Source organism: Acinetobacter sp. FDAARGOS_494 (assembly GCF_003812225.1).
GTDB lineage: Bacteria > Pseudomonadota > Gammaproteobacteria > Pseudomonadales > Moraxellaceae > Acinetobacter > Acinetobacter baumannii.
In genome coordinates, this window is sequence record NZ_CP033866.1 from 2222856 (window position 1) to 2234940 (window position 12085).

Consider the following 12085-nt stretch of genomic DNA (forward strand, 5'->3'; position numbering starts at 1 on the left):
TTTAGCCCATTAGACTTAAGCACTATCGACCATTAAATTTTTTATAACTAATATTCGCTCAGTATAAAGCTTAACCACTGTATTTATTGTTTTTTTGTAGAAGAATTAAACAGTTTTTTGTATATATTTATGAAAGGTGAATTTCTATTTAATGTATTTTTCAAATATTTGGTATAAATTTTTTAAGAAAAAAGAAGTGCTGTTATTTTAATCAAACTAGAGGGGAGTATTACAAATAATATACGTAAATGAAATTAAATTTTAATCGTTTATATATAGGTTAAAATGAATAAATCATAAACATTTTTAATATAAAACTTAGTATAAAAAAGTCGGTATTAATACATTTATAAGAATATTTTATTGCTTTGATATTATGAGAATTTTCTCATAGTTAATAGAGGCAGATATACCAATAAATATAGTCAAAAATAAAACCAGCTTCTCGTTTAAAACTTAAACATAATTTGTATTTAATACCGATGCTCGAGTATTACCGTAAAGTTGACTAGGGCTTGCATGTCGCTTTTTGCCTTAATAATATTGTTCCTCCCCCTTATCAAATGATGATGAAATATATCATTTGGTCTATTTTTATGTTCCGGCTTATCCGGTTGTACAGGAGCGTCCAGCATGGACTTGCCGAATCCAGTATTGGCAAAAGTTACTGAACGTGTAATTGCGCGTAGCCAAAAAACTCGTTCTGCATATTTACAACGTATTGAACATGCCCAAGGCAAATTCCCAGCTCGTGGTGCACTCTCATGTGCCAACCTGGCTCATGGTTTTGCTGGCATGGAAGATAATGAAAAATTAATTATTAAAGTTGGCCGTGAACCAAATATTGGCATTGTGTCTTCATATAATGAAATGCTTTCAGCACATGCCCCATATAAAACATTCCCTGACATTATAAAAACAGCTGCACGTGAAAATGGTGGTGTTGCACAGTTTGCGGGCGGTGTACCGGCAATGTGTGATGGTATTACTCAAGGTAATGCCGGTATGGAATTATCACTATTTTCACGTGAAACCATTGCGATGGGGACTGCGATTGCACTTTCCCATAACATGTTTGATGCCGCATTGTGTCTCGGGGTATGCGATAAGATTGTTCCGGGCTTGCTGATTGGTGCTTTGCAGTTTGGTTATCTACCAACCATTTTTGTCCCTGCGGGGCCAATGAGTAGCGGTTTGTCGAATGATGATAAAGCTAAAATCCGCCAGCAATTCGCGACAGGTCAAGTAGGACGCGATGCCTTACTTGAAGCTGAATCGGCTGCCTATCATGGTCAGGGCACATGTACATTCTATGGTACTGCGAACAGTAACCAAATGTTGATGGAAGTGATGGGCTTACATTTGCCAAGTGCGGCATTTGTTCATCCTCATACCCCATTACGTGATGCTCTCACTGCCGAAGCTGCTAAACGTGTACTTGACTTAACTGCCGAGCGAGGCAACTACACGCCGATTGGCCATGTTATTGATGAAAAAGCCATTATCAATGGCATTGTGGCTTTATTGGCTACAGGCGGTTCAACCAACCATACGTTGCATCTTATTGCGATTGCGCGTGCGGCTGGCATCTTAATTGACTGGGATGACTTTGATGAGTTGTCTGCTGTTGTTCCATTGCTCGCAAAAATCTATCCAAATGGTAAGGCCGATGTAAACCATTTCCAAGCTGCGGGTGGGGTAGCATTCCTTATTCGTAACTTACTTGAGGCTGGTTTGTTACATAACGATGTGACGACTGTCGCTGGTAAAGGTTTACTGCATTACACCAAAGAACCGAAATTGATTGACGGTAAGCTCACTTGGGTTGACGGGGTAGTTCAAAGCCTTGATGACAAAGTACTCCGTAGCATTGATGCGCCGTTTCAGCCAGATGGCGGCTTGCGCTTAATGCAAGGTCGCCTTGGTCGTGGTGTTATCAAGATTTCTGCGGTTGCACCAGAGCACCGTAAAGTGAAAGCACCGGCAATTGTTTTTGATTCGCAAGAAGCGGTACAGGCAGCGTTTGATCGTGGTGAATTGCACCGAGACTTTATTGCGGTTGTCCGTTTCCAAGGTGCGCGTGCTAATGGTATGCCTGAGTTGCACCGCTTGACTCCTGTGTTGGGCGTTTTACAAGATCAAGGCTTCCATGTTGCATTAGTAACCGATGGTCGTATGTCTGGTGCTTCAGGCAAAGTGCCAGCAGTCATTCATTTGTCTCCAGAAGCGTTATTGAATGGTCCGATTGGCAAAGTTCAAACCGGAGATATGTTAATCATTGATGCTGAAGCTGGTGTACTCGATATTGAGTTAGATGAGCAGACTTGGCAGTCACGTCCTGTTGCTCAACCAGAACATCAGGCAGAAAACGAAGTTGGTTTTGGCCGTGAATTATTTGGTGTGTTCCGTGCGGCAGCAGCGCCTGCTGAACATGGCGCATCTGTGTTTGGTGCACTTGTTGGCGAAGAGCCACAAGGGCAGATTTAAGACAAAGGAATTACAAAGTAATGAGCAAGATTGAAGATGTTGTCAAATTAGGTCCAGTAATTCCAGTGTTGGCTTTTGACTCTGCCGAACAAGGTGAACATGTATCACGTGCGTTGCATGCTGGTGGTGTAAAGGTACTGGAAATTACTTTACGTACAGCAGCTGGGCTTGCTGCCATTGAACGTGCATCTCAGTTAGCAGATGACATTGTGGTAGGTGTAGGAACGATTACTAAGCCTGAGCATTGTGCACAAGCTAAAAAAGCTGGTGCTAAATTTGGGGTATCACCTGGTTTGACCAAAGACTTGCATTTGGCTGCACAAGATGCAGGTTTACCTCTTTTACCAGGCGTAATGACACCGAGTGATCTCATTCAAGCGATTGAGTTGGGCTACGACATTGTGAAGTTTTTCCCTGCTCAACAGGCAGGTGGGGTTGAGATGCTAAAAGCATTTTATGGTCCATTTCCAAACTTACGTTTCTGTCCAACAGGTGGAATTACAGCAGAGACAGCTCCAGATTTCTTAAAGCAACCTAATGTGGTGTGTGTAGGTGGGTCATGGTTAACGCCTAAACCTGTTGTCGCTGCACAAGATTGGGCTGAAATTACCCGTTTAGCCCAAATTGCAAGTCAGTTATGAGTTTTACGAAAGTAATTGTGGTTTAAAAATCTAAAGTGTCTTTTAGGTGCTTTAGATTTTTTGTGATGCTGTGACTGGCGGTTGCTAGTCATACTAAATATAAAAAATGAGTGCTTCAACAATGAGTATATCTCTGGTTGAAGACCTTTATTTAGGCAGTGCCTAGATAACATTATTCCAAGGAGAAAGTGTCACATGGAGACGGTTCAGGGTGGCATGTTGCTTGTCTATACTTTAATTGCGATCGTTGCTTTGATTGTCATGATCGCGAAGTTTAGAATTTACCCCTTTTTAGTTCTTATTATTGTTTCTCTTGGTTTAGCTCTTGCAGTTGGCATGCCAATGGACGGGATTGTTAAATCATATGAAGCAGGTACCGGTAAAACACTAGGTCACCTTGCGATTGTGATTGCGTTAGGAACCATGCTTGGCAAGATGATGGCCGAGTCAGGCGGTGCAGAACGAATAGCAATTACTTTAATTAAATGGTTTGGTGAAAAACATATTCACTGGGCCATGATGTTCATTGCGTTAATTGTAGGGCTTCCGGTATTTTTTGAAGTTGGTTTTGTACTTCTTATTCCAATTGCATTCAATATTGCCAAACGTACAGGTAAATCATTATTAATTGTTGGTTTACCTATGGTTGCGGGTTTATCGGTCGTACATGGGTTGATTCCACCCCATCCAGCCGCTTTGCTTGCGGTACAGGCTTACCATGCCGACATCGGTAAAACCATTATGTACAGTTTATTGGTTGGCGTCCCGACAGCAGTTGTTGCAGGTCCATTGTATGCATTATGGATTAACAAATATGTCAAATTGCCAGAAAATAATCCTTTAGCAAAGCAGTTTGTTGAAGCAGATGCTAACAACACACGTGAATTGCCGAGCTTTGGGATTACCTTATTTACGATCATGCTACCGGTTGCATTGATGCTAGTTGGTAGTTGGGCAGATGTTTTCTTTGCACCAAAAACATTCCCAAATGAGTTATTACGCTTTATTGGTACTTCTGATATTGCATTGCTTATTGCTGTTTTGGTCAGCTTTATTACTTTTGGCACTATGCAGGGTTTTAACCGTGAACAAATTGAAAAATTCTGTGGTGGATGTCTAGCTTCAATTGCGGGTATTTTGCTGATTGTTGGTGCTGGTGGCGGTTTCGGCGGTATTTTAAGAGACAGTGGAATTTCTAATGAAATCGTCTCTACTGCTTTAAAAGCAAACCTTTCACCATTGTTATTAGGATGGCTTGTTGCTGCTCTCATACGTCTGGCAACAGGTTCGGCTACTGTTGCGATGGCCACGGCTTGTAGCATTGTCGCACCTATTGCGGCAGCAGCAGGTGTAGTCGTTAGACCTGAACTTTTAGTATTAGCGACAGGTTCTGGATCATTAATTTTCTCGCATGTAAACGATGCTGGTTTCTGGCTAATCAAAGAATATTTTGGAATGACAGTTGGGCAGACACTGAAGACTTGGTCTGTACTGGAAACAATTATTTCGGTACTTGGTTTGTCTTTCACATTGTTGCTTAGTGCTGTTTTGTAATTAGAGGTAGGTAATCCATGATAGTGATAGCAATGGGTGTTTGTGGCACAGGGAAAACCCTTATTGGTGAGTTGTTATCAGAGCGTTTGGCTTGTGAGTTTCTTGATGGCGATACGCTTCATTCAGCTGCAAATAAAAGTAAGATGAGCCAAGGTATCCCTTTAACCGATGAAGACCGCTTGCCGTGGTTGCAAGCTATTCGTCAGGCAATTGAAGCAAAACAAAGAGATGGTGAAACGGCTGTGTTTACATGCTCATCTTTAAAGCGGATGTATCGCGATATTTTAAGAGGGCAGGACCAGAATGTTAAGTTTGTATATCTAAAAGGTTCTTATGAACTATTACAGCAAAGACTTGCAGAAAGATCTGGTCATTTTTTTGATCCGGCATTGTTACAAACCCAACTAGATACATTAGAGGAACCTGATGTGAATGAAGCAATTGCTATTGATATTGCTCTCACACCAGAACAGATCATTGAACAAGTTATCCAAAAGCTAGGGGTAACTGATAGTGTGTGTCGGGGGTAAATTCATCTAGAAAATATCGAAACTATCCATGCTTTAAGAATTCACCTTGTGGTCTACGGTTCAAGCAAGGTGAGTACTGATAATAATAGTGGTATTGATCCGAAGAAGAACTGATTACAGTGTACGGTTCGGGGATATATAAAGACATACAAATAATAAGGTATTAAGAAGAATGAATCAGTTAAATAATTTACAGCATAAATTCCCAGTAGTGGACGGTATTCCTGAAAGTGTACGTTTGCCATCTCAAATTCATCAGCGTGTTTCACTCGTGGATGGTGAGTTGAAGTTATGGGCTGGTGCAACCAAGAAAACATTATCTCCAATCTGGATTCAGCAGCCTGACGGTAGCCTAGAGCAAGTTGAACTTGGTAGTTATCCAGTCATGGGCGAAAAAGAAAGTGATGAAGCATTAGAAGCAGCGGTACGAGCTTACAACAATGGTCGTGGCGAATGGCCAATGATGAAGGTTAGTGAGCGCATTGCTTGTATGCAAAATTTTATTCAGCGCATGGTAGAGCAACGAGATCTGATTATTAAGCTGATCATGTGGGAAATTGGTAAGAGCTTGGCCGATTCAGAGAAAGAGTTTGATCGTACTATTACCTACATGCGTCAAACCATTGATGCCCTGAAAGATCTGGATAATGCCAACTCCCGCTTTGTAATTGCTGAAGGCACCATTGGTCAAATTCGTCGTACTCCATTAGGTGTTGTGTTGTGTATGGGACCATACAACTACCCGCTGAATGAAACCTTCGCAACCCTGATCCCGGCTATGCTGATGGGTAATACTATTATTTTTAAACCACCTCAATTTGGAACCTTATTATTTGAACCATTGCTAGAGGCATTTCGTGATTCATTTCCAAAAGGGGTGATCAATACCATTTATGCACCAGGTTCTCTAGTGGTGCCGCATTTGCTGGCATCTGGGCAAATTAATGTACTGGCACTGATTGGTTCTAGTAAAGTGGCCGACCACTTGAAAAAGCAACATCCTAAATCTCACCGTCTGCGTGCGATTTTGGGGTTGGATGCGAAGAATGCAGCTATCATTTTGCCAGATGCTGATTTGGACCTGACAGTGAAAGAGTGCCTGTTGGGTGCATTGTCATTCAATGGTCAGCGTTGTACAGCTTTAAAAATGCTGATGGTGCACCGTTCGATAGCCGATGAGTTTGTTAACCGTTTAACGACTGAGCTGGCTAAGTTGAAAGTAGGTATGCCGTGGGAAAAAGGTGTATCTATTACGCCGCTACCGGGCATGCACCGTACAGCCTACATGACTGAAGTGATTGAAGATGCTGTGGCAAAAGGAGCAAAAGTGGTTAATCCGGAAGGGGGTGAATTCTGCAAAACCATGTTCTATCCAGCCGTAGTTTATCCAGTGACTGAGGGGATGAGACTGTATCGCGAAGAACAGTTTGGCCCAGTAGTACCAGTTGCTGTTTATGATGATATTGAAACTGTATTGGATTATGTCACTACTTCTGATCATGGTCAGCAGGTGAGTATTTTTGGTAGTGACCCAGCGCAAATTGGCCATTTGGTCGATACACTTGTACATCAAGTTTGTCGTGTAAACATCAACTGTCAGTGTCAACGTGGTCCTGATGTATTCCCATTTGGTGGTCGTAAAGATTCAGCAGAAGGTACACTTTCTGTGCATGATGCACTTCGTGCATTCTCGATTCGCTCTATGATTGCGGCTAAACAGACTGATGACAGTAAAGGTATGCTGGCTTCTATGGTGTCTGAGCACTATTCGAAATTTGTGAATACCGACTTTATTTTCTAATTGATCTATGGTTAAAAAAAACCAGCCTTCGGGCTGGTTTTTCTGTGGGAAATAACAAAATAAAAACGCCTGATATGGATCAGGCGTTTTTATTTAAGTAGGAGACTTATTGACGAATTTGACCGTCACCTAACACAATCCATTTTTGAGAAGTTAAACCTTCTAAGCCAACAGGGCCGCGTGCATGAATCTTATCTGTTGAGATACCAATTTCAGCACCTAAACCATATTCAAAGCCATCGGCAAAACGAGTTGATGCATTAACTACGACGGAGCTTGAATCTACGCGAGCCAAGAACTGACGTGCCAAAGTATAGTTCTCTGTCACAATTGCATCGGTATGATGCGAACCATATTTGTTGATATGGTCAATTGCTTCATCAATACCACTCACCACTTTAACTGCAAGAATCGGCCCTAGATATTCGGTATACCAATCTTCTTCTGTCGCAGGTTTGACAGTAGTACCCAAAATACGACGTGTTTCTGGGCAACCACGTAGCTCAACTTGTTTTTCAGCATAAAGCTCAGCAATGTGTGGTAAGAAAACTTCTGCAATTTTTTCATCAACGAGCAGAGTTTCCATTGCATTACAAACGCCGTAACGATGTGTTTTAGCATTCAAGGTAATTGGTAACGCTTTTTGTAAGTCTGCTTGAGCTTCTACAAACACATGACAGTTACCATCAAGATGCTTAATCACAGGAATACGAGCTTCGTTGGTTACACGCTCAATTAAGCTTTTACCACCACGTGGAACAATGACATCAACATATTCAGCCATAGTAATGAGGTGACCAACCGCTGCGCGGTCAGAAGTTTCAATCACTTGTACTGAGTGCTCAGGTAAACCAGCAACTTTTAAGCCATGCTTCACCGCTTCTGCGATTGCTTTATTTGACTCAAGTGCTTCTGAGCCACCACGTAAAATAATGGCATTGCCCGATTTAATTGCTAAAGATGCAGCTTCAAGTGTGACATTTGGACGTGATTCGTAAATCATACCAACGACACCTAGAGGTACACGCATTTTCCCAATTTGAATGCCTGTGGGGCGATATGCAAGATCCGTGATTTCCCCAATTGGATCGACAAGCGCGATCACATCTTTTAAACCTTGCAACATCCCTTTAAAACGTGCGGGCGTAAGCTCAAGACGATCAAGTAAGGCGCTGTCGAGCTGGTTGCTACGGCCTTTTTCCATGTCGATTTGATTCGCCGCCAAGATAGCTGCTTGGTTGTTTTCCAAAGCAGTATAAATAGCAGAGAGTGCATGATTTTTAAGTGAGGTGGAAGCACTTGTTAAGACGCGTGAAGCATCACGTGCTTGTTGCCCAACTTTTTGCATATATTGTTCAATTGAATCTTGCATAGCATTTTTTAATCATTTACCAATGACTACGATAGTAGCAGTCAAATGCGGAACAATGAATGGCTTTTTTGGAAAAATGTGACCGCTATAAAAAAACATTTAAATATTTTGCAAACTATTCGCGGCTTAAACAGGATGAGCGGTCAATTCAGCGATTGCGTATATTTCAGACAATTGTTTAGAATGTTATTGTGCAATACAAACAAATACAAATTTTAAAGATTTGTGCATAAAAGATTACGTGTTCAAGAAGGAACTCTTGCAGCATAAAAAAATTACAGCAAGGAGGAAGCAAGGATATGAATTCCATTATTCAAATGGATTCGGAGATAAACCAAGCTTATGCCGGTTTTGGGTTTTTCGATATCTACCATAGAGATAGTTTTAAACAGCCAGCTCGTACCACATGGATTGACGGTTGGAAAATTGAATATATGGCGATTGCAGACCCACAAACGATTCACAAAACACCGATTGTGATTGTTGGCGGTGCTTTTCAAAATTTTAACTCGTATAAATATTGTGTTGAACAACTATTTGAAAGTGGCCCGGTGATTTTAATCGACTTGCCATCTATGGGCGCAAATCAACAAATTACCAATCGAGATACCGGAATTTCTGCTGGAACATTAGAGCTTCCCGATTTGTCGGAAATGTTAGGACGTTGGCTAGATATCGTCGGAATTCAAAAAGTTTCTGTAATGGGAATGTCGTTGGGTTCAGTTGTTGCTTCATGTTTTGCTTATCATCGTCCAGATTTGATGGACCGTATGATTTTAATGGGTGTTATGCAAAAGACCCGTAAAAGCTGGCGGATGATTCTGGAAGAGTCGCTCAAACTCATGCAAGAAAATCGTATGGAAGAGTTTGGGCAAGCGGTAATTTTATATTTGGTGAATCATGCCAAATTAGATAAAACACGTATGTCGCCTACAGCTAAAAAATTATTTTTTAGGCAAATGGCAGAATTTACGGGTACTGAAAGAGAACGTTATGAAATTAACTGTAATCGCCTTTTGCGTTTAACAGATGTACCTATTCCAGAATGTAAGACACTGGTCGCAGCAGGGCAGTACGATAGTTTTACTTTGCCTCATGAAAATGCCAATTTTGCTTTGCAATGTCCAGATATGGAATTTGCTCTGATTGCTAACGCCGACCATGTGCCGCAGCTCCAGCGCCGTAAAGAAACTATGAGTTTGTTCACTTCATTTTTGAAAGGTGAACCTATCCAAAATCTGGATGGCATTATTCCAATGACGCGTGAGCAAATGCAAAACATGGAACGCCGAGGTGAAGAGCGTATACCAGTTCTCCAGCCTAAAACGAAACTGAGCCACCGTGAATGTGAAACAGAGGTGCCAGTGATGATTATTGATGTGACTTTTTTTGGAATGTATTTGAAATTAGATGATGTAGCACAGCTTGAGTTTGTAAATGAACATCCACGTGATTTGGCTTTACATTTAGAAGATGAAGAGGGCGCTTTTTCGATTGAGTGTTTAATCTTTGAAGCTACTGAACAAGGAGTCCGTGCCTTATTTAAACATGGTAGTTTTGAACTTGCTGACCGTTTAAGCCGCTTCATTACTCGCCAGAAACAAGCAGCTTAACGTTTAATTCTTTTATGATTTGGAAGCCTCAAAACTCACGAGGCTTCCATTTTTTTACTTTAATTGAGTATGGATAGTCCAGACTAAGTCCCCTAAATGCTCTTCATCGCTGTTTTTAGAAACTTGTCCAAAGAATATTTGCGGTTGTTCAACGTTAACTTGACTAAAGCCTGCATCTTTAAAAAAGTCTTTCACTTCTAGTGGAGTCTTAAAATGAAAACTAAATGAGCTTCGAGACATAAGTTTAAGTAATTTACTACTGTTCCAGATAATACTTGCAAGTTTGTTTTTAACGGGTTCAGGATACAGGTCGGTTAAATAATGAAGCTTTTTAAAGGAAGCACCATAGTGGGCAATGGATTGGATCAGTTGCTTTAATAAGTCTTTATCAAAATAGTTAATTAAACCTTCACTGATTACAACTAGTGGGCGATTAGAGTCAAACACTTCGAATGCTTGAGCAAAGGCTTCGGTAAATAAATCGACTGATAAAACTTCAGGTGCATTTTTTTCAATTTGTTGTAATGCATTTTGCTTTGTATGAGCCATATCGGGCAAATCAAGCTCTCGATAGCTAATGGAAGGATAATGCTGCCTAAACCACCAGCCACGAGGTGATAAACCACAAGCAATTTCAAGCACCTGTAAATCAGGGTTTTCTTGAATTAACTTCTCTAAATCATGATCAAGCATGGTATGGCGCTGTTTAAGCGTCGTGCGCATGCTGCCTCCCACATATTTCTCTGCCCAAGACTCTAATGGGTGAATTAAATATGCCAGTGATTTGCCTTTACTGGTGGCAAGTGCTTCATGTGAGATCCCCATTTGATACCAGATATAGCCTGTATAGTGAGCTGTAAAAGAAATGTGGCGGTGTTTTGAAAGGTGTTGTGTCATTCGTCCTGAACTCGATTTATTGTTTTTGTGTGGTTTGACTGACAATTTTTTAATTATCAGTCAAATATGGTCTTGCACTAGAATTTAGAGTGAATTCTTAAACTCTTCAATGGCTGTTTTGACAGCTTGCCAGTCATTTCCAAGCGATAAAGTTTCACCAACTTGGATTTGTGGAATTCGACCACGCATACGTTCTAAACGCTCTTGATTTGGTAGCTCTAAGTTTGTAATACCATCGAGTGCTGTACATGCTGCACTACGATCATTACACACTAACCCCATATCACAGCCTGCTGCCAGAGCCGCTTGAATACGCGCATCTGCACCCCCAGCGACACAAGCAGCTTGCATGCTTAAGTCATCGGAGAAAAGTACGCCATTAAACTTCAAGCGATTACGAAGGACTTCTTGAATCCAGAAAGGTGAGAAACCTGCCGGATTTGGGTCAACCTGATCGTAAATTACATGTGCAGGCATGAGCGCATCTAGCTCAGGCATAAGCTTGATAAAGCTTTGCATGTCATGGTTATAAATTTCGTCATAGCTACGGCTATCGATTGCGGCTGCGACATGTGAATCGGCTTTTACCGAACCGTGACCAGGGAAGTGCTTACCGGTATTTGCCATGCCGGCTTTTTTCATACCGCGCATAAATGCACCAGCAAGTGGAGCGATATCTTCGATATTTTTAGAGAAGCCACGGTCACCAATTACATCGCTAATTGCATTCAGATCTAAAACTGGCGCAAAACTAAAATCGATCCCCACAGCCAAAACTTCAGTTGCCATTAACCAGCCGCACTGTTCAGCTAATTCAAGTGCTTTTTGAGGTTGAGTGATATAGAGCTCGCCAAAACGGCCCATGGCTGGCAATAATGTAAAGCCAGATTTTAGACGTTGAACGCGACCACCTTCTTGGTCGACAGCAATCAAAATATCTGGGCGAACTTGGCGCATATGGTCGGTTAAAGCACGGACTTGTTGTGGTGATTCAATATTTCGTGCAAATAAAATCATGCCACCGACTTGCGGAGCTTGTAATAGTTCAATATCTTCTTGAGTAAGTTCTGTGCCGGCTATGTCCAGCATCAACGCGCCAATCATATTGGTTCCATTTGAATTTTGATTGAAAAACAATAAGCGAATTTTGCAATGATTTGCTACATTTTGTCAGTACAGAATATGATAAA

The 12085-nt window shown here is 41.3% G+C and carries 9 protein-coding genes; 6 read left to right on the forward strand and 3 right to left on the reverse strand.

Annotated elements, in window-relative coordinates; all coding sequences use genetic code 11:
• Window positions 1-633: 633 nt before the first annotated feature.
• The 5 genes from edd to EG365_RS10765 all read left to right on the forward strand — a co-directional run bounded on the left by edd (window position 634) and on the right by EG365_RS10765 (window position 7013).
• On the forward strand, window positions 634-2487 hold the full coding sequence (edd, locus tag EG365_RS10745) for a phosphogluconate dehydratase (RefSeq protein WP_000365484.1): 1854 nt from the start codon (window positions 634-636) through the stop codon (window positions 2485-2487).
• A gap of 20 nt (window positions 2488-2507) precedes the next feature.
• Window positions 2508-3128, forward strand: coding sequence for a bifunctional 4-hydroxy-2-oxoglutarate aldolase/2-dehydro-3-deoxy-phosphogluconate aldolase (gene eda / locus EG365_RS10750; RefSeq protein WP_000034283.1), 621 nt, complete (start codon window positions 2508-2510; stop codon window positions 3126-3128).
• Between the two features lie 195 nt (window positions 3129-3323).
• Window positions 3324-4682: a gluconate:H+ symporter gene (locus EG365_RS10755; RefSeq protein ID WP_000450961.1), complete on the forward strand. Its 1359-nt coding sequence runs from the start codon at window positions 3324-3326 to the stop codon at window positions 4680-4682.
• 17 nt (window positions 4683-4699) lie between these two features.
• Window positions 4700-5212: a gluconokinase gene (locus EG365_RS10760; protein ID WP_001978744.1), complete on the forward strand. Its 513-nt coding sequence runs from the start codon at window positions 4700-4702 to the stop codon at window positions 5210-5212.
• Window positions 5213-5384: 172 nt separating this feature from the next.
• Window positions 5385-7013, forward strand: a complete 1629-nt coding sequence (locus EG365_RS10765; RefSeq protein WP_001072699.1) for an NADP-dependent glyceraldehyde-3-phosphate dehydrogenase — start codon at window positions 5385-5387, stop codon at window positions 7011-7013.
• A 106-nt stretch (window positions 7014-7119) separates the two neighbouring features.
• On the opposite strand, the gene EG365_RS10770 is transcribed toward EG365_RS10765, so the two are convergent.
• Complete coding sequence (locus EG365_RS10770) at window positions 7120-8385, reverse strand: glutamate-5-semialdehyde dehydrogenase (RefSeq protein ID WP_001154159.1); 1266 nt, start codon at window positions 8383-8385, stop codon at window positions 7120-7122.
• A gap of 299 nt (window positions 8386-8684) precedes the next feature.
• On the opposite strand from EG365_RS10770, the gene EG365_RS10775 reads away from it, so the two are divergent.
• Window positions 8685-9998 (forward strand): alpha/beta fold hydrolase, encoded by a 1314-nt coding sequence (locus EG365_RS10775; protein ID WP_001084481.1) that lies wholly within the window; start codon window positions 8685-8687, stop codon window positions 9996-9998.
• A gap of 54 nt (window positions 9999-10052) precedes the next feature.
• Here the strand turns inward: EG365_RS10775 and EG365_RS10780 are convergent, their stop codons facing one another.
• Both EG365_RS10780 and nagZ read right to left on the reverse strand, forming a co-directional pair.
• Window positions 10053-10895: a class I SAM-dependent methyltransferase gene (locus tag EG365_RS10780; protein ID WP_000191928.1), complete on the reverse strand. Its 843-nt coding sequence runs from the start codon at window positions 10893-10895 to the stop codon at window positions 10053-10055.
• Window positions 10896-10979: 84 nt separating this feature from the next.
• Complete coding sequence (gene nagZ, locus EG365_RS10785; RefSeq protein ID WP_000578588.1) at window positions 10980-11999, reverse strand: beta-N-acetylhexosaminidase; 1020 nt, start codon at window positions 11997-11999, stop codon at window positions 10980-10982.
• Window positions 12000-12085: the final 86 nt, after the last annotated feature.